At 62.9% G+C, this 22,744-nt stretch carries 22 protein-coding genes; 11 read left to right on the top strand and 11 right to left on the bottom strand.

Annotation, left to right across the window (positions count from 1 at the left end; genetic code table 11):
• Nucleotides 1–3: 3 nt before the first annotated feature.
• A complete protein-coding gene (locus tag ASD01_RS05620; protein ID WP_034787765.1) occupies nt 4–1,389 on the bottom strand; it encodes a sensor histidine kinase in 1,386 nt (461 codons plus the stop codon).
• 278 nt (nt 1,390–1,667) lie between these two features.
• Here ASD01_RS05620 and ASD01_RS36115 point away from each other — a divergent pair, with 278 nt between their 5' ends.
• From ASD01_RS36115 to ASD01_RS05585, 7 genes are all read left to right on the top strand, one after another.
• Nucleotides 1,668–2,420 carry a hypothetical protein gene (locus ASD01_RS36115; RefSeq protein ID WP_060529309.1) on the top strand — a complete coding sequence of 251 codons (753 nt, stop codon included), beginning with the start codon at nt 1,668–1,670 and terminating at the stop codon, nt 2,418–2,420.
• Between the two features lie 90 nt (nt 2,421–2,510).
• Nucleotides 2,511–3,263 (top strand): EAL domain-containing protein, encoded by a 753-nt coding sequence (locus tag ASD01_RS05610; protein WP_244495189.1) that lies wholly within the window; start codon nt 2,511–2,513, stop codon nt 3,261–3,263.
• 355 nt (nt 3,264–3,618) lie between these two features.
• Entirely contained in the window at nt 3,619–3,927 is a 309-nt protein-coding gene (locus tag ASD01_RS05605; protein ID WP_060529307.1) for a hypothetical protein, read from the top strand.
• Between the two features lie 244 nt (nt 3,928–4,171).
• On the top strand, nt 4,172–4,552 hold the full coding sequence (locus ASD01_RS05600; RefSeq protein ID WP_034787758.1) for a hypothetical protein: 381 nt from the start codon (nt 4,172–4,174) through the stop codon (nt 4,550–4,552).
• 66 nt (nt 4,553–4,618) lie between these two features.
• The gene (locus ASD01_RS05595; RefSeq protein ID WP_034787757.1) at nt 4,619–5,293 is read left to right on the top strand and encodes a response regulator transcription factor; all 675 of its coding nucleotides are present in this window, start codon (nt 4,619–4,621) and stop codon (nt 5,291–5,293) included.
• Complete coding sequence (locus tag ASD01_RS05590) at nt 5,290–6,759, top strand: sensor histidine kinase (RefSeq protein ID WP_060643621.1); 1,470 nt, start codon at nt 5,290–5,292, stop codon at nt 6,757–6,759. The genes ASD01_RS05595 and ASD01_RS05590 overlap by 4 nt, the downstream gene beginning before the upstream one ends.
• A 143-nt stretch (nt 6,760–6,902) precedes the next feature.
• Nucleotides 6,903–8,156, top strand: a complete 1,254-nt coding sequence (locus ASD01_RS05585) for an adenylate/guanylate cyclase domain-containing protein (RefSeq protein ID WP_034787751.1) — start codon at nt 6,903–6,905, stop codon at nt 8,154–8,156.
• Nucleotides 8,157–8,220: 64 nt separating this feature from the next.
• Here the strand turns inward: ASD01_RS05585 and hutC are convergent, their stop codons facing one another.
• Complete coding sequence (hutC, locus tag ASD01_RS05580; protein ID WP_051659117.1) at nt 8,221–9,000, bottom strand: histidine utilization repressor; 780 nt, start codon at nt 8,998–9,000, stop codon at nt 8,221–8,223.
• Nucleotides 9,001–9,139: 139 nt separating this feature from the next.
• The gene (locus ASD01_RS05575) at nt 9,140–9,331 is read right to left on the bottom strand and encodes a hypothetical protein (RefSeq protein WP_034787749.1); all 192 of its coding nucleotides are present in this window, start codon (nt 9,329–9,331) and stop codon (nt 9,140–9,142) included.
• Nucleotides 9,332–9,618: 287 nt separating this feature from the next.
• On the opposite strand from ASD01_RS05575, the gene repA reads away from it, so the two are divergent.
• The 4 genes from repA (at nt 9,619) to ASD01_RS05555 (ending at nt 15,149) form a co-directional block, all read left to right on the top strand.
• Nucleotides 9,619–10,815 (top strand): plasmid partitioning protein RepA, encoded by a 1,197-nt coding sequence (gene repA / locus ASD01_RS05570; protein ID WP_034787965.1) that lies wholly within the window; start codon nt 9,619–9,621, stop codon nt 10,813–10,815.
• Nucleotides 10,816–10,818: 3 nt separating this feature from the next.
• Nucleotides 10,819–11,820 (top strand): plasmid partitioning protein RepB, encoded by a 1,002-nt coding sequence (gene repB / locus ASD01_RS05565; protein WP_060582302.1) that lies wholly within the window; start codon nt 10,819–10,821, stop codon nt 11,818–11,820.
• A gap of 155 nt (nt 11,821–11,975) precedes the next feature.
• Complete coding sequence (gene repC / locus ASD01_RS05560; protein ID WP_060643620.1) at nt 11,976–13,244, top strand: plasmid replication protein RepC; 1,269 nt, start codon at nt 11,976–11,978, stop codon at nt 13,242–13,244.
• Between the two features lie 738 nt (nt 13,245–13,982).
• Nucleotides 13,983–15,149, top strand: coding sequence for an RHE_PE00001 family protein (locus tag ASD01_RS05555; protein WP_060643619.1), 1,167 nt, complete (start codon nt 13,983–13,985; stop codon nt 15,147–15,149).
• Nucleotides 15,150–15,192: 43 nt separating this feature from the next.
• On the opposite strand, the gene ASD01_RS05550 is transcribed toward ASD01_RS05555, so the two are convergent.
• The 8 genes from ASD01_RS05550 to ASD01_RS05515 form a co-directional block, all read right to left on the bottom strand.
• Nucleotides 15,193–15,408 (bottom strand): hypothetical protein, encoded by a 216-nt coding sequence (locus ASD01_RS05550; RefSeq protein ID WP_034787730.1) that lies wholly within the window; start codon nt 15,406–15,408, stop codon nt 15,193–15,195.
• A 55-nt stretch (nt 15,409–15,463) separates the two neighbouring features.
• Complete coding sequence (locus ASD01_RS05545; RefSeq protein ID WP_060582305.1) at nt 15,464–16,162, bottom strand: helix-turn-helix domain-containing protein; 699 nt, start codon at nt 16,160–16,162, stop codon at nt 15,464–15,466.
• Between the two features lie 89 nt (nt 16,163–16,251).
• Complete coding sequence (locus ASD01_RS05540) at nt 16,252–16,647, bottom strand: hypothetical protein (protein WP_034787727.1); 396 nt, start codon at nt 16,645–16,647, stop codon at nt 16,252–16,254.
• Nucleotides 16,648–16,827: 180 nt separating this feature from the next.
• A complete protein-coding gene (locus tag ASD01_RS05535) occupies nt 16,828–18,333 on the bottom strand; it encodes a tripartite tricarboxylate transporter permease (RefSeq protein ID WP_034787722.1) in 1,506 nt (501 codons plus the stop codon).
• A gap of 10 nt (nt 18,334–18,343) precedes the next feature.
• Complete coding sequence (locus tag ASD01_RS05530) at nt 18,344–18,805, bottom strand: tripartite tricarboxylate transporter TctB family protein (protein WP_034787711.1); 462 nt, start codon at nt 18,803–18,805, stop codon at nt 18,344–18,346.
• Nucleotides 18,806–19,024: 219 nt separating this feature from the next.
• Complete coding sequence (locus ASD01_RS05525) at nt 19,025–20,002, bottom strand: tripartite tricarboxylate transporter substrate-binding protein (protein ID WP_034787709.1); 978 nt, start codon at nt 20,000–20,002, stop codon at nt 19,025–19,027.
• A gap of 228 nt (nt 20,003–20,230) precedes the next feature.
• A complete protein-coding gene (locus tag ASD01_RS05520) occupies nt 20,231–21,016 on the bottom strand; it encodes a pseudouridine synthase (protein ID WP_034787707.1) in 786 nt (261 codons plus the stop codon).
• A 78-nt stretch (nt 21,017–21,094) separates the two neighbouring features.
• Entirely contained in the window at nt 21,095–22,657 is a 1,563-nt protein-coding gene (locus tag ASD01_RS05515) for a D-aminopeptidase (protein WP_034787706.1), read from the bottom strand.
• Nucleotides 22,658–22,744 lie beyond the last annotated feature (87 nt).

The raw sequence follows: 22,744 nt of genomic DNA, 5'->3' as shown, positions 1-22,744 counted from the left end.
TTGTCAGATCTCCTTGACGCTTGTCGTCATGCGAACGGTGGTGCCGGTCGGCTCGATGATGAGCTCAAACGTTCCGCCGAGACTTTCGATCCGTTCGCGCAGGCCGGCAAGACCAAGACTTGTGGGCGGAACTTTGTCCGGATCAAATCCGGGTCCGCCGTCGGCGACCTCGATGGTGACACGGTCGCCGACTGTTCGTTGCGATACCTGCTGCCTCACGCCGCCGGCATGCCGGTAGCCGTTGTTGAGGGTTTCCTGCACGAAGCGGTAGATGCAGATCTTTGCCGCCTGCGACAGACGGTCCGGCGGATCGGCCAGGGCGAGCTCGACCGCCGCCCCTGTGCGCTGCTGATGGGCCTTCACGCAACGCTGCAGGATCTCTGCCAGTCCGGCCGTCTCGATCTGCGGCAGGACCAGGCCGCCGCAGATTGTGCGGATCTCCTGCATCGCCTCGTCGAGGCTCGCCTTGATCGCGCCGATCTCGCGCGCACGGGTGGCCGCCGGCGTCGCGTCGCGCTTCAAGGTCTCGCTGCCCAGTCTTAGCGAAGCATAGGCGACGAGTTGGGCGGGGCCATCATGCAGGTCCGCGCCGATGCGCCTCAGATAGCTTTCGTTCAATGCGGTGGCGCGCTGCGACGCGCGCTGCAGCCGGCCGCGCAACGTTTCGTTCTGCGCCAGCGATGCCGAAAGCTCGTCGACGCGCTGGGCGAGCGCATGCCGCTGGCTCTCGATCGTCTTGCTGCCCCGAAGCACGATCGCCGACAGCACGACGAAGAAGGCAAGCGTGAAGGCTGCGACCGCCAACCAGGTGTGTGCGCGCGCCTGATTGAGGCTTTGTTCGAAATCATTGGCCACCTCATGAAATTCCGACACGGCCACCACCTGGCCGGACCAGGGCTGGAGCACCGGATTGTAGATGGCAAGCGCCGGCTCGGCCGTAGCCCTGTCCGCCGTCCCATCCCCGGCCTGGTCGAAGCGGGCGACCATTTTGCCTGAAAATGCCGTCTGAAGTTCCTCGCTTGGCTCCACCTTGGTGCCGACGGCCGCCTGGTCACTCGAATAGAGAAGCGTGCCATCCGCACGCCAAAGGCGGAACGAGAGGAGGCGTTCGCCGAGCGCGCCCTGGCCAAGGGTCTCGTCCAGCGCACGGGCAACCGTTTCATCGAGCACTTCATTCGTCTGCATATCGGGCAGCAACGGCGCGATCACGCTGTCGACGTAAAGCGCCGTCGTTGCGGCGGAATTCCGGGTGACTGCGTCTTCGATCCTGTTCGATACGAAGGCGCCGACCAGAACCATCGCACAAGCGGCGACCGCTCCTCCGATCAGCAGGAACTGGGTGGCTAGAGATTGAGAATTCCAGCGGGTGATAAGCTGTTGGACGCGCACCAGGTCTCTCGGATCGGGCCGCCGGCTCGTGCGGCGCGACGATTGTAGCAAGGCCGCGCCAACCTAACCACTCTCATGACAGGGTCAATGGCGCAGCCATCGCGACCGAACTGTTCGGACCTTTGATGCTGCGGAATAGGACCTAGGTCCTAGGCGAAAAGGCAATGGTCGGGGGCCGATGGCGCCGTCTCGGAGGCGCAGATATCGTCTTCACATCGAACGTCGTGTCTCGATCCGTAAGCAAATGAGAACGACCAGTTGGAAATGAGGAGATATCTATGCCTGTGACGAAGCTGATCGTCCGGAGCATCATGGCGCTGACGCTGGCAGTCGCGCCAATGGCTGCCGGTTCCCTGAGCCTGATCGATTCCGCCTACGCCAAAGGCGGCAATGGCGGCGGTGGTGGCAATGGTGGCGGCGGCGGTAACGGCGGGGGCAACGGTGGTGGCAATGGCGGGAGCCACGGTGGCGGTTCTGGCCACAGCAAATCCGACACTTCCCGCGGAAGCAAGGAAACGAGCACTGGCAAGTCCAGTGGAAAATCGCAGCACAAATCCGGGACCTCCGGCAGCAAGACCAAGGCGACCAAGGCAGCCAAATCGGCAAAAGCCGAGAAACCCGCCAAATCGGTCGTGGTTGCATCGGACCCGGTGGTCGATCCGGTAGTCGATCCCGTTGTGGCGCCCGAGTCTAAGCGAGGGTTCAACTCGCTCAACCGCAACTACCACGCCTATCTCAATTCAAACGATCCGAAGATGGCGGCCGTTTCCGCTTACGCAATCGCCTATGCGCAGTTCGAGGCGGAAAATGGCGTCGACGCCATCCCAGCCGATCCTGCGCTGAGCGACGAAGCGCTGCGCGAGGCGCTAGCGGGCTTCACCAAGGATGGCGTGGTGACCGACGACATGGTCGACGAAGCCAAGGGGATTCTCGGGGTCGGCCCCGCCGTTGGCAAGATCGACGAAATCCGCGGCACGCTGCCGCCGCAGACGGTGGTTGTTGTCGAACCGGAGCCGGAGACCGCCCAATAACGAGGAACTGGCCACCGGCTCACTTGGTGAGCCGGTGGCTGCATCCGGACCCGCGTCCAAGCCAATGGAGTTTAAATGTTTGACCGTGTTGTGGAAATCTTCGACCACGCAGCAAAAGAAGGGCGCGTCGGGTTTTCACTTCAACACGTCAATGCCGTCGCCGATGTCGGCACCGTGCTCTATTCGGAGTGTCTGGGAAGGATCATCCGACCCGACGGCGAGGTCATGACCGCCAGCGAGTTCATACGCTATCTGGAGGCGGCCGGCCGCATTGCTGCGCTGGACAGGCACATGCTCACGCTCGCCTTCGACTGGTTGGCGCATCATCCAACCGGCGACCTCGGCTGCAACATCTCGGTCGGAAGCATCTGCGATGAACGTAACCGGACGCTGCTCCTGGATCTGCTGTCGACCCATCGGGGGCTGGCATCGCGCCTCGTGCTCGAACTCGCCGAAAGCCTGCCGATCTCAGCGCTCCCGACGGCCGGGTGTTTCGTTCGAAGCGTACGAGAGCTTGGATATCGGGTCGCCGTCGATGACTTCGGAACGGGATTTTCGACGCCGGAGGCACTTTTGTCCCTGCCCGTCGACATCGTGAAGATCGACGGCTTCTTCCTGCGGCTCGGACGTCCCGACGCGGAGCGGTTCCTTCTGCACATGGTGGGTCTGGCGTCCTGCGTCGCTCCCGTCGTTGTGGTCGAAGGTGTTGAAACTTATGCACAATTTGAGGCCGCGCAAGGCGCCGGGGCAACGCACGTGCAAGGGTTCCTGCTCTCCGAACCGACCCTCAGCCCGCTGTTTGGCGGCGAGTTGCGTCCAGCTCAAACCGCGATGCTCTGCTAGCGTCGCGCGCAATCATCCAAGCGCACTGCACTCCCTCCCCTTATGCTTTTCTGATCTTCCCATCCCATCTTCCCAGGCGAAATCCTATGCCGATCCGCGCGATAGAAGCAGCGGGCGGCAATGTGCCTGTAGGTCGTTTTGCCTCAGGCATGCTGCCATGCTGGTGCCGCTTTTGGATGGCTTGAGACGTGCCGCGCCGCAACACCCGGTGCCGCAGCATTCACCTTTCCTGTGATCGGCCGGATTTGCGTTGGCGGCAACCCACCCGGCTTCGGACGCGAAAGCAACAGAACAGCGCAGACGCTTGCCAGTACCGGCATGTCCGGTTCCGAAGGCGTCACAGACGAGCAAGACTATGAAATTCACAAACGGGTTCAAACTCTCCTCCAGAGCCAGCCGCCGTCTGCCGACGGAATATTTCATGCTGGTGGATGTCGCGTTCGAGGGCGACGTTATCGGCTCTCTGGGCGGTTGTCCGATACGGGAATCCGTGCGCGACGGAGAGGGCCTTGTCTATCGTTTCGTCGGCGTGGCACCGCGCCTGGTGAGCGGCGGCTTTGATGTACTGGCACTTCGCACGGGCGAGTGGATCGTCAAGCCGGGCCTGGTTTACGCGGCTGATCCCAAGGTAGCGCAAACACGTGACACAGACCGCGCTGCCTAGGAAGCATGCAGCGCTTCTTCGGCAGTAACGACATCCGTTGCCCCCGCCACCGGCTTCGTCGGCGCAGCTTTCGCCAGCTTCGCGCCGGCCCTGCAATGCCCCTGTAATCTTGGCCCTTTAGCTCCCGGTCAGCCGTCGCATCGCTCCGGATCGCAGTCGTTCCGGACGGGCGGCACGTCAACGACAACTGCTGGCTTCGCGCGTCCCGTGGACGACTGGCGCTGCAGGAAAACCGGGATCCGCCATGCTCTCCATTAAGGGGTTTTGCACCCTCGCCTGGTTCGCCGCCACCGCCGCCCTGCTGGCCGGCTGTGCATCCGATACGATGAAGACCTATATCGGCCAGCCGGTCGAATCCGTCATCATCGACTATGGTCCGCCCACCAATGTTCTCGATCTCGGCTGGAACGAGCGCGCCTATCAATGGCGCAAGATCTCAACGAATGTCGTCTCCGGCACATCCAGCGGCGAAATCAGGGACACCCGGCGCGGAATGCGCTACGAGGAGTATTCGACGCCGGGCTATGTCGAGGAACAGGAGTGCTTCTATAGCTTCTACGCCCGGATGCAGCACGGCCGCTGGTACATCACCAACTTCCGCCAGCCGAAGCTGGAATGCGAGTGACGCCTCGGGCAGTCGACGTGACGGATCAGCGACCCGCATAGATGCGGGCACAGAAGGGAAAGTGGCATGCGCATCTTGCTGCTGGAAGACGAGCCGGAGATGGCCTCGGCCCTCAAGGCTGCCCTGGCGCGGCGCCAGGTGATCGTCGATCATGTCTCGACGCTCGCCGACGCCGAGGCCGTTGCCGAACTCTGGCCCTATGACGTGGTCGTGCTTGACCGCCGGGTGCCGGATGGCGAGGGGCTGGATCTTATCCCGAAGCTCAGAAGCCTTGGCGTCGAGGCGCCGATCCTGATGCTGACGGCATTGGGATCGATCAACGACCGGGTCAGCGGGCTCGATGCCGGTGCCGACGATTATCTTTCCAAGCCTTTTGCCGTCGAGGAACTGATGGCGCGGCTGCGCGCGCTTGCGCGCCGTCCGGTCACGCTCAAATCGGAGCAGACCAAGGTCGGGCGGCTCATCTACGACTTCCGCCACCGGGAGGCCGCCGTCGACGACAAGCCTCTCGACCTCCTGCGCCGAGAACGGCTTGCGCTCGAAGCGCTGATGCGGCGGCCCGGCCGAACCGTGCTCAGGGCGACGCTGGAAGAATCGGTCTACGCCATGGAAGACGAGATCGAATCCAACGCGCTCGACTCCCATCTTTCGCGCCTGCGCCGCAAGCTCGACGACGTCGGCGCCGGCGTCGAAATCCGGGCGATCCGCAATCTCGGCTATCTCCTGCGCGCGACGACATGATCAAGGTTCGTCCGCGCTCGCTGCAATGGGTCCTCGTCCGTCGGCTGATCCTCCTGCAGGCGGCCACGTTGTTCGTCTTCATCGGCCTGCTTTTCCTGGGCGTGTTCATCGCCCAGCCACGGTTGCTCGTCGACAACGAAGCCGCCTTGGATGTGCTCGACCGCGCCGTCGGGCGCGACGCGAACGGCGTGCTGGCCGTGCACGAGACCGAGGACCTGCGCGAGCTTCGCCAGTCCTATCCCAATCTCTGGTACATCGTCCGCGACGCCGCCGGCCAGGTCGTGCGCTACGGAAACGTCCCTGTTCCCTATGAAGAAGCCGGCGGCGACCTGCTGCAACGGGTGGAGGGGGCGAAATTACTTTTCGAAGAAGGCGGTACGCTTCCGGACGCTGTCCTCCACAATGTCGAGACCGAAGCCGGCCGGGTCCAGATCCTCGCGGCGACCGTTTCCTCCCGCCGCGACAATGAGCCGTTGGACGTGCAGATCAGCATCAATGTCGATATGGCGCGCGACCTCGACGGCAGGACGGCGTGGATGGAGGTCATGCCGACGCTCGTGCTTGTTGTCCTTTGCTTTCTTTTGCCGATCGTCTTGGTCATGGGCGTCTCCACTCTGCTGACGACGCCGGCCGTCGTGCGCCGTTCGCTCGCGAGCCTCGTCTCGACCGCCGACCAGGCGGGGCGCATCGACATCGACAACCGCGCGGTGCAGCTCGAAACCGAGGAAGTGCCGACCGAAATCGCCCCTTTGGTGCGGGCCTTCAACCGGGCCCTGGCGCGACTGGGAGAGGGATACGACCAGCGCAACCGCTTCCTGACCGATGCGGCCCATGAATTGCGCACCCCGATCGCGATCCTGCGGACCCGCGCCGAGCTTCTGCAGGAAGACCCCGAAACCACCCGCCTGAGGCTCGATATCGAGCGCCTGTCGCATCTCGCCCAGCAGCTTCTCGACCGGCAAGTCCTCGAACATGCCGGCGGCCCGATCGAGGTGGTCGACCTCGTTTCTCTCGGGAGGGTCATGGCAGCGGACTTCGCACCGCTTGCGTTCGAAGCCGGCTACGAGCTGGCATTCGAAGCCGAAGCGCCGGGCGCCCTGGTCAGCGCGCGGCCGCGGCAGATCGAGCAGGCTGTCGCCAACCTTCTGCGCAACGCCATCGAACATGGCGGCGGTGCCGGCACGATCACCGTTCTGGTCGATGCCGCCGGCGGGCTCGAAATCCACGACGAAGGCCCCGGCATTCCGGTAGAGGAGCGCGATCGCGTCTTCGAACCTTTCTATCGCTTGCGTCCGCGCTCCACCGGCGCCGGGCTGGGGCTCAATCTCGCGCGTGAGATCGCCCGGCTCCACGGCGGCCGTATCGACATTCTCACCGGTCCATGGCGTGGCACGCGGGTGCGCCTGCACTTGCCGTTGATCGACGGAAGCCGGCCTGCGGCCGCGCCGGCACGCCCGATCGTCTGACAGAAGCGGCGGCATGCCGCCCCAGATTTCTCAAAAGCTTTTCAGGTTGCCCCTTATCAAGGCGGTGCCGATGCTCCACATTTGCTGCGATACATCGTTCGGCTTACGCGGCTTTACCCGCTTGAGCGCCATGGAGAACAGCAATGCAGACCCCATCTGAGGCCCCCTCGCCTTCACCCGAGGATGGCAGCTTTCCGGCTCGACGCCAAGGCGTGCTCGACTGGCTGATCATCGAAACGCGCAACGAGCGCTTCATCGACAATATCCTTGTCGAGTTGGGCGAACGGCTGCAGGCCGCCGGTATTCCGGTTGCGCGCGCCACGTTGCACTTCCGCATCAACCATCCGCAATGGCTCGGCGCTCGCATCCTGTGGCGCAAGGGGCTGGCCGAGGGCGAAATCGATCTCTACGACTATGGCACCCAGAACACCGCTCTCTACCTCAACAGCCCGCTCTACGTGATCAATAACGGTGGCACCGAGGTTCGAACCAACCTCGAGGACTTGACGGAAGAGCAGGAACAGAGCTCGCTCTATGTTGACCTCAGGGCCGAGGGCCTGACCGAATACATCGCCTGGCCGCTTGAGCACACGCTCGGCAAACGCCACATCGTCACCTTTGCCAGCGACCGGAAGGGCGGCTTCGAAGACGAACATCTGGCCTTTCTCGCGAAGATCGTGCCGGCGCTGGCGCTGGTCAGTGAAATCAGGCTGAAGAACCGTTTCGTCCGAACGCTGCTCGAAACCTATGTCGGCCCGCACGCGAGCGAACAGATCCTTGCCGGCGCCACCACACGGGGCAGCGGCGTCACCGTCGGTGCCGCCATCCTGATCTGCGACCTGCGCAATTTCACAAAGCTTTCCGATCTCTGGCCGCGCGACGACGTGATCGAACTGCTGAACGCCTATTTCGACGCCATGTCGGAACCGATCGAGCGCCATGGAGGCGAGATCCTCAAATTCATGGGTGACGGGCTGCTGGCGATCTTTCCGCTAAGCAACCCCGACGCCGCGGAGAATCTGCTCCAGGCGATCCGGGAGGCGGAGGCAGCCATCGCCGTCCTGAACCAGGACAACCTCTCGAAAGGTCGCGAGCCGCTCGGCTACGGCATCGGCGTGCATGTCGGCGACGTGATGTATGGCAATATCGGCTCGCGCCGCCGGCTCGACTTCACCGTCATCGGCCCCGCCGTCAACATCGCCTCAAGGCTTGAGAGCCTGACCAAGGAAACCAAACGCCCGGTGCTGTTGTCGCGCGCCTTCGTCGAGCTGGCCGGCTGCGCCTCGAGCATGGAGCATCTCGGCGCCTACCCGGTCAGGGGCATCGGTGAACCCATCGAGGTCTTCGCTTTTTCCGGCAACGAACCGGCACCGAAGCTGCGCCTCGCCGCAGGATAATCGGCGCCGAACCGCCGATCGAGGGCCTGCTTCATCGGTTGTCCGCGGACAACCGATCCTTCGACTAGCCGATGGGGCTGGGCGCGAACTGCGCAACGAGTTCGTGGCGGTCGCCGGGATAGGTGAGCCGCACATGCGTGACCGGCGCCCGTCCGCTCCAGGTCCGCCGCTCGATGACGAGGCAGGCTGTGCCGGTGGCGATACCGAGCGCCTGCGCTGCCGACTTGCTGGCCGCCACGGCACGAATGCGGTGTTCGGCCGTGCTCCACGGTACCTTGCCGAGCAGCCACGAACCGGGCGCCGCGGTCTCGAATGTTTCCTCTTCGGCCTCCGGAACCGCAGAAAGGCTGATCAACCTCTCCTCGAAGCAAAAGGGACGCGAGCCGGCAAAATGCCGGCACGTTACGTCCAGCAGCTTGCCCGAGCTCGGGAGATCCAGGCGTTCACGATCCCGGCTTTCGACCTTGCGCACTTTTCGCTCATCCACGCGGAAGCTGTAATCGAGCCCCAGCGACTGGACTTCGAGTTTAACGTCGTGGATCTCCATGACGGCGGACTGGACCTGCGGAAAGGTAACGTAGCTTCCCGACTTGCGCCGCCGCTCGATCAGCCCGCGCTTGACGAGTTCGGTCAGGGCCTTGTTCACCGTCATGCGCGAGCAGTCATATTGCTCGGTCAGTTCGTGCTCGAACGGGATGCGGTGTCCGGGTGGCCACTCCCCGGAAAGAATGCGCCCTTCGACGTCACCGAGGATGCGCTGGTGCAGCGATAGCACCTGCCCCTGACTGTCGGCCGCATCGCCAGGCGGGTCACTTGAAACGGATCGATCTTGCTTGGTGTCCATGACAGCGAACTTAATCAATTCGCAGCCGCGAAACAGCCCTTCCCTCGCCGATTTGCGCTTTTCCACGGCGGCTGAAACGGCTTTCACGTTGACAGCTGTCAACGCTTGGGCGGCGCAGTTCGGCGCCACGCCTCACTCCTCAGTAAAGGAGGTGCCACGGCGTCAGGAACGCGCGCGCCCATTCCTGATTACGATCGGACTCTTCGCACGTCGCCTTGTCGAGCGTCGTCGAGGCGACATCCACTTCCGCCTGCCGCTTTGTCTTCATCGCCTTCGGCACAGGCGGGGGCGGCTCAAGATAGCCAAGGGTCATTCCACCGAGATAGAACATCAGGAAGCTCCATGCATCCAATCGCCAACTGAACACAATCCTGACACAATCAGATCCGCTGTCAATAGTCTATTAAATCTATGCTCTAGTTGGAGATGCGCGAACGTGCCCGAAGGGAAGTTGTCCGCGGACAACTCGGCCGCTTCACAAGCTCGCTTTCCACCGCAAGGGCAGCACCTCCGTCAAAACGCTATGCATTTGTAAAACCGCGCCGAATCGGAGCATAGTGCATCTGCGCATATTGTCCGGATATGACGATTTTTGCGCAGTTTTCGGGGATATCAATGTTGCAGCAAAAAATTCAAAGCCAGGACGCACAGGAGCATCTGCCGACGCTTCTGGCTGCCGATGCTTTGGAGCTTGCCCATCAGCTGCAGCAGCACCAAAAGAAAATCTTCCCCCCGCAAGCGCAAAAGCAGATGCGTCTCTTCAGCCCTGCCGAAGCGGCAGCCTTCATCGGAATCGGCGAAGGCTATCTGAGGCAGGTGGCCTCAGAGGGCCACGGCCCAGCGCCCTTGTCAAACGGTCGGCGCATGTATGCCGTTTCCGACATCGAACGCATTCGCCGCGTTCTCGACGATGGCGGCAAGTCGGGCAAATATGTCCCGCACCGGCGCGGCGATGAAAAGCTGCAGGTCCTGTCTGTGATGAACTTCAAGGGCGGGTCGGCTAAGACGACGACCTCAGCCCACCTCGCCCAATATCTGGCACTTCGCGGCTACCGCACGCTCGCGATCGATCTCGATCCGCAGGCTTCGCTTTCCGCCCTCTTCGGCCATCAACCGGAGTTGGATGTCGGAGAAGGCGAGACGCTTTACGGCGCGATCCGCTATGACGCCCCGCGGTCGATCGCCGATATCGTGCGGTCGACCTACACCGCCAATCTGCATCTCATTCCCGGCAATCTCGAACTCATGGAATTCGAGCACGAAACGCCGAAGGCGATGATGACGGGCGGGGCTGCAGAAACCCTTTTCTTCGCCCGCATCGGCGATGTGCTCGCCGATATCGAGAGCTTCTACGACATCGTCGTCATCGATTGCCCCCCGCAGCTCGGCTTCCTCACCATGTCGGCGCTCTGTGCCGCAACGTCCGTCCTGATCACCGTGCATCCGCAGATGCTCGACGTCATGTCGATGTCGCAGTTCCTGTCGATGACGAGTGAGTTGATGAGCGTCGTCGAAAAAGCCGGTGGCCGCACCAGCTATGACTGGATGCGCTATCTCGGAACACGGTTTGAGCCGAACGACGGCCCTCAAAGCCAGATGACCGGTTTCATGCGCGCCATTTTCGGCAATCGCATGCTGCAGAACGCCATGGTGAAGTCGACAGCTATCTCCGACGCCGGCGTAACAAAGCAAACGCTTTATGAAGTCGAGCGCTCGCAGTTTGTCCGCGGCACCTACGACCGCGCAATGGACTCTCTCAACCTCGTCAATGGCGAGATCGAGGACCTGGTCCGCAAGGTCTGGGGGAGGAAGTAATCCATGGCCCGTAAGAACCTGATCGGGATATCGGAGGAACGCGTCGACGATGCCAACGGCGCACCGGGCAACGACCGCCCGATCGCCGGGCTGATGGCCGGTGCCCGCCCCCCGACTGCTGTCGGTGGCATCACCCGGTCGCTGTCGAACATCACGCAGAAGGTCGAACGCGCCCAGGAGCTCGAGCGGCAACTTGCCGAAGGGCAAGCGGTCGTCGAACTCGATCCGGCGCTCATCGACGCATCCTTCATCGTCGATCGCCTCGGGATTGCGGCCGACGCGCAACTGAGCCTCGCTGAACAGATGCGAGAGCACGGACAACAGGTGCCCATCCTGGTCCGGCCGCATCCAACCATCGAGGGGCGATACCAGGTCGCCTACGGCCATCGCCGCCTGGCTGCTGCCCGCGACATCGGTAGCAGTGTTCGTGCGGTCGTTCGCAATCTCAATGACGAGCAATTGGTCGTCTCGCAGGGACAGGAAAACAACACCCGTTCCGACCTCTCCTTCATCGAGCGCTCGCTCTTTGGCGGCCGCCTTGAGGATCGCGGGTTTTCGCGTGAGATCATCATGTCGGCGCTGGGTGTCGACAAAGCCGCCCTGTCGAAGATGATTTCTGTTGTTCGCCGGCTACCGATTGCGCTGATCGAGGCCATCGGACCGGCACCATCGATCGGACGGCGCCGTTGGTTTGAACTCGCTGAGCTTCTCGCACAAGATGGCAAGCCGGAGGCCGCAGCCGCCTTCACGCAAGGCCGAGAATTCCAGAAGGCCGGCAGCGATCAGCGTTTCGACGCCTTGTGCACCTTCTTAAGCGCCTCCAGGGCGCGTGCCCGGCCTATCCCATGGCTGGCGCCAGACAACACAATCCCGGTGCGTATCCGTGAAACGGACGTCGAGACGACGCTTGCCTTCAACAGCAAGACGGCACCAGGCTTTGCAGATTTCGTGAGGCAGAGGCTCAAATCTCTGTACCTCGAATATCAAGAGGAAACAGGAGACTAACTGAGCAAAAGAAAAAGGCTTCCGAACGACTAGCGCTGCGGAAACCCTTCTCTCGTGTAGCAACTAGAGAATCCCATTTCCGCGAATCGGTGTCAAGAGTTTTCAACGTCGTTTCGGCGAACGGATTTCTTTTGCCTTGGAAAAGGTGAAGAAGAATGGATCGTGGGATTGTCACGACGCCCTTCGGGCGGCGGTCGATGACGCTTGGGATGTTGGCACACCAACTTTCCAGCGCTCCGGCCGTCGACGACGGGAGCGTCGACAAATGGAAATTGTTTCGAACGGTATGTGCCGCCAAGACAAGCCTTGGGGTTTCCGACCGTTCGCTTGCGGTGCTGAACGCACTGCTGTCCTTTTACCCAAAGGCCGAACTCGACCGGGCCGCCGGCCTCGTCGTGTTTCCGTCGAATGCGCAGCTTTCGCTCCGTACGCACGGCATGGCCGAGACGACGCTGAGGCGGCATCTGACGGCGCTTGTCGAGGCTGGGCTCATCCTCAGGCGCGACAGTCCCAACGGCAAGCGTTACGCCCGGCGTGACCGCAAGGGCGCGATCGGCCAGGCCTTTGGCTTCGATCTCGCCCCGATGCTTGCACGGGCGTCCGAGTTCGCAGCGGAAGCGGCACGGCTGGAAGCGGATCGTCGCTACCTGCAGGTGATGCGCGAACGTCTGAGCCTTTGCCGGCGCGACGTCGTCAAGCTCGTCGAGCTCCTGCGCCAGTCCGATGTCCTCCAAGCGGAAGAAGCGGAAACGCAGTGCCAGGCGGTCTACACGGCACTGTCGCGCAAGCCGCTGATCACCGAAGTGGAGCGCGCCCTCGCCGTTTTGTCGGCACTCCGCGACAATCTGACTAATTACCTGGAAAACTTGCTGAAAACGCAGAATACGGCTGCCAATGAACGCCAGTATGAGCGGCACATACAGAGTTCAGAATCCGATTATCAATCTGAATCTGAAAACGCTTGTGAAAGACCTGAAGCGGCATTTTCGGATCTGGCTGGCACCAAGACGTCATGCACCGCGGATGATGATACCGTTGCAGGCAGTGCAAAGTCGCCCGGCCTTTCTCGCCTTCACGATCATATCGGCGCGCTGCCGGTGGTGCTGAAAGCCTGCCCGCAGATCCGTGACTATGGACCAGCCGGGCGAATTGGCAACTGGCGGGACATGTTCCTAGCCGCAACCGTTGTCAGGACGATGCTCGGCGTCAGCCCGGAGGCCTACGACGAGGCGTGCACGGTGCTTGGTCCCGAAACGACGGCAACGGTACTCGCCTGCCTTCTTGAACGATCCGAGCACATTCATTCGGCTGGGGGCTATCTGCGGGACCTGACGCGCCGCGCGAGAAACCAGACATTCACCGTGTCGGCGATGCTGTCGGCGCGCTTGCGAGCCCAGGCCGGAGTGGTGGCCGTGAGCGGATGAACAGCGACAGGGGGCATGAGCGTCGCCTCTCGCGGAAACGCTTTGGCTTGTCTGTGACGTTGAAATGCGGGACACTGTAAGTGCAGGGATTCGTTGACATCTCTACGTTATTCTTACGTCTGAGATTGTTTTCAGACCCTCGCCACCCATCAGAAAACATTGCTGTTTCTCCTTCTTTTGGAAAGGAAGGGGCGGTTCAGTTCCGTTGCGCGGACTCAGCGTACAAGACTTCGAATTTCTCGATCTCGAGCCGAATGATTGAGCGTCCTCCCTTGTTAGAGCCCGTTCTAGCGGCAGAATCCGTTCAGGTGGCGAACTCGCGGGCTGTTGCCAGCTGTCAACAGGTTGCTAGTTTAAAGCCGAGCGCCCTCCCCCCAAAAAGCTGGGTCGCGAAAGGGTAAACTAAAGCGACAAAGCACCAAGCATAGTTGGATCTCACTGCCGCGTGGATTGCGAACACGGTATGGCTGGGGGAAACAGCGAGTATGGTACTCAACTCACTGACCGGGTTTGGCGTTGATAGACGAGACATCAACACGGTTGACAGCTGTCAACACATTGGCGTGCGCCGAGACACATGCAAGTCCTGTTTGAATAGAAATATTCGCCCCGTCGTCGTTTGCGAAATCAGGCGGCGCAGCTTGCTGGTCTTCAAGCGGTGGAGAAAGCGTCTCCTGCCTGTGGGGGAAGTGATTCTCATGTTACGTTCCACATCCGCAGGAACCGTTTATTTTCAAAATGCGATACCAGTCTCCCGATCCCTACCATCCAACGCTGATCCCGCTGATGATTTCGGCGGAAGACGCCTTGGCGCGGCTCGATGAGCGCACGAACCGTCATGTCGTCGAAGACGGGTACCGCGAGCGCGGGCATTTCTTCGATGCGACGGCAGCACTTTGGGTGGCGGGCGAACTCGTTCATGTCGAGGATCTTGTGCTGCACGATGCGCACATGGACGCCCGAGCGCCGACCCACGAGTTGACCATCGCCCATTCGGTCCTGAAAGTCCGCCGCCGCATCTGGCTCGGCGAGCCTGGTTGGGCCCTTTCTGCCCAGGGGCTTGCAACACTCAGCGGCGAACAGAGCCCAGCCCTGGAGCTCGATATCCCTTCACTTGCGCCGGCCGAAACACGGCAGGCGGCGGGTGTCGATCGTGAGCCGGAGCGGGGCGAGCCGGAGGACGACGGCGACAGCAATCCGATGGCGGCCGAATTCGCGGCCATCGACGCCGCCATCGCTCGCTCGCAGCGCCTGCTCGATGCGCATGACCAGGACACGCTGGAAGTCGCAGAACGGACGGCGTTAGCGACAGCCCGCGAGCCGATGGGACAGCTCGGCCTGCTCTTCGACGAAGAGTGGGATGAGGAAGTGCGTCTTGACGAATGGCGCCAGATGGTGGCAGCGGCTGATCAGCTGCCGCCCTGTCTTGGAGCCGCCTTGCTCTTCGATGCCTGGGAGCGGAGGGAGCCTCTGCGCCGTCAGCATTGGCTGGGGTCATTGTTGGTCGGCGCTTACCTGCGCTCCAGAGGCAAGGTCACCTCGCACCTGCTGTCGTTCAACACCGGGCTAAAGACCATCCGCTATGAGCGACGGAGGTCCCAGGACGCACTGACCCGTTGGAGCGCCTTTCTGGAGGCGATGACGGTGACGGCGGATCTCGGTCTCAAGGAACTCGACCGTCTGTCGCTTGCGAAGACCCAGATGGACATGCGCATTCGCGATCGTCGTTCCAACAGCAGTCTGCCGGCCTTGATCGACCTGGTTCTGTCGCGGCCGATCGTATCGGCAGCTTTGGTCGCCAAGCATGTCGGGGTGACGCCGCGCGGCGCGCTGAACCTCGTTCGAGAGCTTGGCATCCGCGAGATGACCGGCCGCGGGCGTTACCGCGGCTGGGGCGTGCTTTGAACCGGCGGCAGCGCGGAAAGCTTGCCGCCGGACCGTATAGGCGTCAGCCCATCGTGATCACGATCAACAGAACGAAGATCACCGGCACCAGCGTCAATGCCGGAATGATGATCGCCGGGTAGCCGAAGGCGACGATGGCGAGCAGCCAGAGCAGCGCGCAGTTGATCAGAAACAGCACCTTGGCCGTCTGTGAACCTTGCACGGCCTCCTTGAGCATCCAGCCGAACACCGGCACGTGGTAGACAAGTCTCGCAATCATGGTTTTTCCTTTGCGTGGGTGGCCGCATTGGGGGGACAGGCGGCGCGGGTTTTATTCAAGGGCGTGTCGTCTCGCCGGTCTGTTGTCGGGTGAAGCCGGCGGTCGTTTCGAGGCGTTCGGGATCGAGGACACGCATTGTCTTCGGGTGGCTGAAGTCGATCAGGCCCTCGCGCTTGAAACGGTTGAGACAGCGGCTGACCGTTTCGACGGTAAGGCCAAGCCAATCCGCAAGGTCGGCGCGGGTGAGATGGAGATGAAAGCTCAACCGGGCAGGGGCGCCGTTACGGCCGGTCCGATTGAACAGGCGCGATAGTTCCACCAGCGCACTGGCGACTTTCTCGCTGGCGGTCTTGCGACCAAGCAGCGTGGCATGGATCTGCATGCGGTGAAGCGTCGTCTTCAACTCGCTGGCGACGGCCGGATTGGTGGCGTTGAGATCCGCGTCACCCAGAGGCTCGATGCGCGCGATACTCAGCGTTTCGGCGGTGGCGATGTTGCGGCCGTCGATAGTGAAGCCGAAGAGCCGGCCCGGTCCGAGCACGTCGGTGATCTGGCGGCGACCGTCGTTGAGAAGTTGCGAAAGCACGACGCAGCCGTCAACGACACGGTAGAGCGCGCGGTTGCGTCCGCCCTCATAGAGCAGGGTCAGGTTTTCGCCGACGACACGACTACGCGAGGCCGGGCGAGGCGGCCTTATCGAGGACGCGCGAGGGGGAGCCGCTGGCGCGGCAGTGGTGATCAGGGTTTCTGGCATGATAAACGTCCGCATGACCGACGCAAGGAGGCGTGATGCCCCGATGCCGACGGGCGTCGAAGGAGGATGTTGACAGCTGTCAACGGAGGTCAAAGCCGGATGACGACCTGTGGCGGGCCTCGCGGACGGGCATTGGGTGCGTGAACTTGTGGCACCGGTCGAACTGCCGCAACCCGGATCGCAGGTGTGCGGTTTGCCTCCAGGCGCTCGCTGAGAGAACCGTCCGGCGGCGTCAGCAGCGCCCAGAAGAACCGACAGGCGCTGCAAACATGTTTATGGCCGGGCTGGTCTTTGCCGTCTTCACCCAAACCGGTCTGGCAAAAATCGGGCAGGGACCCGTCGGGCAGGGCATAGAGCGCCAGTTCGGCCGCCGGCAGGCGAGTGGCCAGGGCAGGGCCGAGATGGGCAAAACCAAGCAGGAACAGCGCCGCGGCGCAAAGCATGCGCACGGCATTGTTCCATCTGATCTTCTCGCGACGTGTCATCGCCCCGGCTCGTTCCTGTTTCGATGGGGCAGAGATTGGCGACCGGCTTGATAAAGCTCAATGTGGCAAACCGCGCAGGGGCAGAATGCCGCAGCCAGAAGAACGCCGCGCCTCCGATTGGGGCGCGGCGATTAACCTATTGAATTATATTGTTATTGTTGCGAAATTGGCGGGCAGGGATCAATCCTCCTCGACAAAAACCTCGTGGCGCTTGGCATTCACACTCGGCAGGAACACGACGACGAGCACCAGGGCTGCGATCAGAAGCAGGATGGCGCTGATCGGTCGAGTGACGAATGTCGTCGGGTCTCCGCGCGACAGGATCATGGCGCGGCGGAGGTTCTCTTCGAGCAGCGGTCCGAGCACGAAGCCGAGCAGCAACGGAGCGGGTTCGCAGCGCAGCTTCAACAGCAGGTAGCCGACGAGGCCGAAGAAGGCGACGGCATAGAGGTCGTAGACATTGGAGTTGACGCTGTAGACCCCGATCGAGCAGAACGCCATGATGATCGGGAAGAGCACGTAATAGGGGATCTTGAGCAGCTTCACCCAGAGCCCGATCAACGGCAGATTCAGGACCACGAGCATCAGATTGCCGATCCACATGGAGGCGATGATGCCCCAGAAGAGGGCGGGCTGTTCGCTTGCGACGTTCGGACCGGGCACGATGCCCTGGATGATCATCGCGCCGATCATCAGCGCCATCACCGGATTGGCGGGAATGCCGAGGGTGAGCAGCGGAATGAACGAGGTCTGCGCGCCCGCATTGTTGGCGCTTTCCGGACCGGCGACGCCGGCAATCGCACCGTGGCCGAACTCTTCGGGGTGGTCCGAGACGCGTTTCTCCACGGTGTAGGAAGCGAAGGCCGCAAGGATTGCGCCGCCACCGGGCAGAATGCCGAGCGCCGAACCGATGATGGTGCCGCGCACGACCGGCGCGAACATGCGCTTGAAGTCGTCCCTGGTCGGCATCAGGTCGGTGACCTTGGCCATCAGCACCTCGCGGGTGCGTTCGTTTTCAAGGTTGCGCAGGATCTCGGCGATGCCGAAGACACCGACGGCGAGCGCTACGAAGTTCAGGCCGTCGGCATATTCCCGGATGCCGAGGGTAAAGCGCGGCGTGCCGGAATAGATATCGGTGCCGACGAGGCCGAGCAGGAGGCCGAGGGCGACCATGGCCAGCGCCTTGACGATCGACCCGTGCGCGAGTGCGATCGAGGAGACGAGGCCGACGATCATCAACGAGAAGTATTCGGCAGCGCCGAACTTCAGGGCGATTTCGGTCAGGGGCGGTGCGAAGACCGCGACGAGGAAGGTCGAGACGGTGCCGGCAAAGAATGAGCCGAGGGCAGCGATCGCCAGGGCGGCGCCGGCCCGACCCTTGCGGGCCATCTGGTAGCCGTCGATCGCGGTGACGGCTGACGACGATTCGCCCGGCATGTTGATCAGGATCGCCGTGGTCGAGCCGCCATACTGCGCGCCGTAATAGATGCCGGCGAGCATGATCAGCGAGGAGACCGGCTCGAGTTGGAAGGTGATCGGCAGCAGCATGGCGATGGTTGCCGTTGCGCCGATGCCCGGAAGGACCCCGATCAGGGTGCCGAGAAGCACGCCGATGAGGCAGAAGAGCAGGTTGGCGGGGGAACCGGCGGTCACAAAGCCGAGCGCGAGATTGTTGAAAAGATCCATTGCGCGTCTCCTAGAATTGGACCCAGGGGCCGAAGCGCTGGAAGGGCAGGCCGAGACCATAGCTGAACACGGCGACGGAGAAGGCCGTCAGCGCTGCGGAGAGCGCCAAAGCCATGAGCGGCGTCATGCGGCCGGAGGCAAAGCAGGCGATGAGTGCCGTGAAGAACAGTGCCGGGACGAAGCCGAGGCCGCGGACCGTGAGGCCGAAGAAAACCGGCGCCGGCAAAATGAAGAGCATGCCACGCAGCGCAATCGCGCCGATCGGCTCCCCCTGGACGCGGGTGGACTGTACGAGGATCACGATGCCGAGGAGCGTCAGGATGATCGCGAGCACGAGGGGGAAATAGCCAGGCCCCATGCGGAAGGCCGTGCCGAGCTCTAGGTTGAAGGCCTGCCAGGCGAAGAACAGGCCGACCGCGGTCAGGATCCCGCCGCAGAGCGCATTGGTGCTATCGAAGGAGAGTGATTTCATCGTGTCCCCATTTGTTTTCGCGGGGTAGCCGGGCCGAGGCGTCGACGGCCTCCCGCATTGGCATTGCCGGCTCGCGCCGGGTTCGCACATTGGGCAACGTCGCGTTGACAGCTGTCAACCGCTGTTGACGGCGCCTGTCCGGACACCGTCGGGAACATGCCCATGTCAGAACCGCCGCGCCCCGAGATGACTCGAGAGCGCGGCGCGATGAGCGGTGGATTAGTCGGCGTACTGGCCGGCCGCTTCGATCACCGGCTTCCAGCGGGCGATCTCGCCTTCGAGCTTGGTCTTCAGCGCGGCCGGGGTGGCGTCGGCGTCCGAAGACGGCTCGGTGCCGAGTTCGCCGAAGCGGGCAACCACGTTCGGATCCTTGAGCGCCACCTGCAGCGACTTCGACAGGCGTTCGGTCACTTCAGCCGGCGTACCCTTCGGCGCGTAGACGCCGTGCCAGATACCAACCTGCAGGTTCGGCAGACCACCTTCGGTGGTCGTCGGCAAGTCCGGGAAGACCTTCAGGCGTTCGGGCGAGGTGACGGCGTAAGCCTTGATCGTGCCGCCCTGAATCTGCTTGGTGGTGTTGGTCGTCTGGTCGCACATGATGTCGACCTGACCGCCGAGGAGATCGGTCATCGCCGGACCGGTGCCCTTGTAGGGAACGGTGGTCAGCGGCGTTTCGATGGCGCTCATGAACATCATGCCGCAGAGGTGCGAGGCGGCGCCGATGCCGGCGTTGGCGACGGTGACCGTGTCCTTGTTCGCCTTCACATATTCGACGAGACCCTTGAGGTCGGTCGGCTCGAGGTCCTTGCGCGCGACGATGGTCATCGGCACTTCGGTGACGAGGCCGACATATTCGAAGGCGTTCAGCGTGTCATAGGCGAGTTTGCGGTAGAGCGTCGCGCTGGTTGCCATGCCGATGTGATGGAGCAGCACGGTGTAGCCGTCCGGATCGGCCTGGGCGACGCGACCGGCGCCAAGCGTGCCGCCGGCGCCGCCGACGTTCTCGACGATGATCTGCTGGCCGAGGTCCTTCGACATGGATTCAGCAACCAGGCGCGCAACCGTATCCGTCGGGCCACCGGCGGAGAAGGGCACGACCATGGTGATCGAACGCTCGGGGTAGGTCTGTGCGTTGGCGGAAACGGCAAAAATGGAAAGGGCGGCAACGGCGCCGAGCAATGCGTTGAGGGTTTTCATCTTCTTCCTCCCGGATGAAATATGGCCAGCCGGCAAGGTTTCCTCCCACGCCGGTGCTGGATGCCCCCATTTGCGGACGCAATCTTAGCACAGACAACGGGCTGTCCGCACGATCCGACGCATTTGTCAGGAGCCTGGATCGGCTTTGGGTGGATTTGGAAACATGGCGGTGCTGGCGTGGGTGGATTTCCACCCATCGCGCGTTTGGCTGCGCGCCGCGGGAAGGGCCTAGAGGCCGGTGCGCCGCTTCAGATCGGCGATTTCGTCGGCGGTGAGGTTACGCGCAGCACCCTTCGGCAAATCACCGAGAGCGATCGTCCCGATCGAAACTCGCAGCAGCCGCAGCACTTCGAAGCCGAGCGCATCGAGCATGCGGCGAATCTGGCGGTTTCGACCCTCTTCGAGTTCCACCTCGATCCACATGTTGCGGCCGCCCACCCTTAGGCGTTCGGCCCTGGCGGCCCGCAACATCTCGCCGCCTTCGTCGATGCCGGCGACCATTTGCGCAAGCTGCGCGTCGTCGATCTGCCCGGTCAGTTGCACGTGATAGACCTTGCCGACATGGGTTTCCGGATCGAGCAGCCGCTGCGCAAGCACCGTGTCGTTGGTGAACAGCAGAAGGCCCTCGCTCGCCTTGTCGAGGCGTCCGACCGGCGACAGATGGGTGGAGTCGATGTTCTTCAGGCAGTCGAAGACCGTCGGCCGGCCCTCCGGGTCATGCCTGGTCGTCACCAGCCCGCGCGGCTTGTTCAGCATCAGGTAGACCTTCTCTTGGGCAAGCACGGCCTTACCGTCGACGGCGAGACGGTCCATGTCGACATCGACCCATGCGGTGAGGTCAGTCGCCTTGCGCCCGTTGATGCTGACGCGGCCTTCAAGCACCAGCTTTTCGGCCTGCGTGCGCGAGCAGTAACCAAGCTTGGAAAGGGCGCGGGCGACCGTCACGCGTTTTCCCGTATCGGCCGCGGGGCGGCGGCCGGTATCTCGGGCGGCTGTCGGTCGCTTCTGTTTCACGTTCTGGTCTTCCGGTTGCTGGTCATCTTGTGCAGCATGGTCCCGCCTGCGAGCATCGCCGGCGGCACAATCTCGACATCAGCCGATCTTGCTATAGTCGATCCGCCGGGCGAGCCAGCAGCCGATCGTCAGCCCCGTCACCTTGCCTTCTGCGTCACGCGAAACGACTACGGTCCAGTCTCCCGGTGCCGGCGCGTCCATCGAGCGTTTGCAGCGCAGCAGCCAGACATCGTCGGCGAGCGGCCGCAGGGCGTGCATGGCGCCTCTGCCAAGCGAACCGTCGAAACCACCATAGAAGACGCCGTTGGTGGAGACGATGTCGAGATGGGCGTCGAGTTCTGCCGCATGGTAGCGGCCGGCGATATCAGGCTTGGCGGCGCCAGAGATGCGCGCGGCGTGAACCGTCAGGTTCTCACGCGGGCGCTCCATGTGCAGCGAGGCGCCTTCCACGCGAAGGGTAACGGCCGCTGACTGCGCGCTGCCATCCGGACCGACCGCAAGCGTTTCGGCACCCGTGGCGAAGTTCAGCGCGACGCGGGATTTGCCGGCGGGCCTGGTAACGAGTGCGAGGCCCGTTTCCGGATCCAGATAGCTGCCGGTGCCGTCGGCATCCCAGGTGCCTGTCGCGGGCTCGGCATCGCTGTGGCCAAGGGCGACCTTCATCAATGCGGTCGCCGCCGCATGGGCGTCGGCTTCATGGTTGAACATCACCACGACCGAAAGGCGCTCAGCGGGCGCGTAGAGCCTGCGGCTGCGGAAGCCGCGCAGCGCGCCGCCATGGCCGGTGATGGCGACGTCGCCGATCTTTTCATGCGCAAGGCCGAACCCATAATGGGCCGGGCGGCCATCGGCATAGGTCTGCGGTACGGACAGGCGGCGATAGAGACTGTTTTCGTCATTCCGCGTCCGGTCGATGAAGCATTCCCAGGCGAGCATATCGTCGAGCGAAGCGGAAACACCGGCATCGCCCGCCCAGTAGATGTTGTTGGCCGCCTCGAAATAGCCAGCCGTCTCATTGCCCTCGTAGCCGACGATACCGTCGGGGGGCAGGCTCGTATCGGCGGTGAGGGCAGCGGTCTGCATGTCGGCCGGGCCGAACACGGAACGCTGATAGAGCTCGGCCATCGAGCGCCCGGTATGCGCTTCGATGAGGTCGGCGAGAATGCGGAAATTGCCGTTCGAATAGGAGTAGCGCGTGCCCGGCTCGAAATGGGTCGACCGCGCGGAGGAGAGCAGGGGCCGTGCGTCCTCGCGGCGGAAGGCGCCGTCGTGCCTGGCGCCTTGCAGCACGGTCAGCGCCCAGTAGTCGCGCAGCCCCGACTGGTTGTGACAGAGATGGGCCACGGTCGGGCGCTTGCCTTCGAGCAGAGGCAGGTAGGCGTCGAGCGCGCGGTCGAGCTTTGCCGGTTCGCCGACGGCGTCCAGAAGCACGGCGCAGGTCATCTGCTTGGTGATCGAGCAGATCGGTACGCGGGTTGTCGCCGTCATCGGCCTGCGGGCGGTCAGGTCGGCGTAGCCCCAGCGGTGGCTGAGGATCACCTGACCATCCCGGACCACACCGGCGACGCCGCCGGGACCGGGATAGTGTTGGGGCAGGGCTTTTAGGGCGCGTTCGAGAGTGGAAAGTTCGGAAGTGGTCATGGCGCTGAAGGATCGGTCCGACGAAGGGCAGGGCGGTGTCTGCCTTCGTTCGTACCGTCCCCTCCCGGCACTTGCAATGCCGCGCCG

It is taken from the genome of Ensifer sp. Root423 (assembly GCF_001426275.1).
GTDB classification, from domain to species: Bacteria; Pseudomonadota; Alphaproteobacteria; order Rhizobiales; family Rhizobiaceae; genus Ensifer; species Ensifer adhaerens.
The sequence above is the reverse complement of the archived record's forward strand: the minus strand, read 5'-3'. Positions and strand labels throughout refer to the sequence as shown.

What these genes read in the sequence shown, in the direction of transcription:
- ASD01_RS36115 (WP_060529309.1), top strand. Translation starts at nt 1,668, where the DNA reads ATGCCTGTGACGAAGCTGATCGTCCGGAGCATCATGGCGCTGACGCTG.
- ASD01_RS05605 (WP_060529307.1), top strand. Translation starts at nt 3,619, where the DNA reads ATGAAATTCACAAACGGGTTCAAACTCTCCTCCAGAGCCAGCCGCCGT.
- ASD01_RS05600 (WP_034787758.1), top strand. Translation starts at nt 4,172, where the DNA reads ATGCTCTCCATTAAGGGGTTTTGCACCCTCGCCTGGTTCGCCGCCACC.
- ASD01_RS05595 (WP_034787757.1), top strand. Translation starts at nt 4,619, where the DNA reads ATGCGCATCTTGCTGCTGGAAGACGAGCCGGAGATGGCCTCGGCCCTC.
- ASD01_RS05590 (WP_060643621.1), top strand. Translation starts at nt 5,290, where the DNA reads ATGATCAAGGTTCGTCCGCGCTCGCTGCAATGGGTCCTCGTCCGTCGG.
- ASD01_RS05585 (WP_034787751.1), top strand. Translation starts at nt 6,903, where the DNA reads ATGCAGACCCCATCTGAGGCCCCCTCGCCTTCACCCGAGGATGGCAGC.
- hutC (WP_051659117.1), bottom strand. Translation starts at nt 9,000, where the DNA reads ATGGACACCAAGCAAGATCGATCCGTTTCAAGTGACCCGCCTGGCGAT.
- ASD01_RS05575 (WP_034787749.1), bottom strand. Translation starts at nt 9,331, where the DNA reads ATGTTCTATCTCGGTGGAATGACCCTTGGCTATCTTGAGCCGCCCCCG.
- repB (WP_060582302.1), top strand. Translation starts at nt 10,819, where the DNA reads ATGGCCCGTAAGAACCTGATCGGGATATCGGAGGAACGCGTCGACGAT.
- repC (WP_060643620.1), top strand. Translation starts at nt 11,976, where the DNA reads ATGGATCGTGGGATTGTCACGACGCCCTTCGGGCGGCGGTCGATGACG.
- ASD01_RS05555 (WP_060643619.1), top strand. Translation starts at nt 13,983, where the DNA reads ATGCGATACCAGTCTCCCGATCCCTACCATCCAACGCTGATCCCGCTG.
- ASD01_RS05550 (WP_034787730.1), bottom strand. Translation starts at nt 15,408, where the DNA reads ATGATTGCGAGACTTGTCTACCACGTGCCGGTGTTCGGCTGGATGCTC.
- ASD01_RS05545 (WP_060582305.1), bottom strand. Translation starts at nt 16,162, where the DNA reads ATGCCAGAAACCCTGATCACCACTGCCGCGCCAGCGGCTCCCCCTCGC.
- ASD01_RS05540 (WP_034787727.1), bottom strand. Translation starts at nt 16,647, where the DNA reads ATGACACGTCGCGAGAAGATCAGATGGAACAATGCCGTGCGCATGCTT.
- ASD01_RS05535 (WP_034787722.1), bottom strand. Translation starts at nt 18,333, where the DNA reads ATGGATCTTTTCAACAATCTCGCGCTCGGCTTTGTGACCGCCGGTTCC.
- ASD01_RS05530 (WP_034787711.1), bottom strand. Translation starts at nt 18,805, where the DNA reads ATGAAATCACTCTCCTTCGATAGCACCAATGCGCTCTGCGGCGGGATC.
- ASD01_RS05525 (WP_034787709.1), bottom strand. Translation starts at nt 20,002, where the DNA reads ATGAAAACCCTCAACGCATTGCTCGGCGCCGTTGCCGCCCTTTCCATT.
- ASD01_RS05515 (WP_034787706.1), bottom strand. Translation starts at nt 22,657, where the DNA reads ATGACCACTTCCGAACTTTCCACTCTCGAACGCGCCCTAAAAGCCCTG.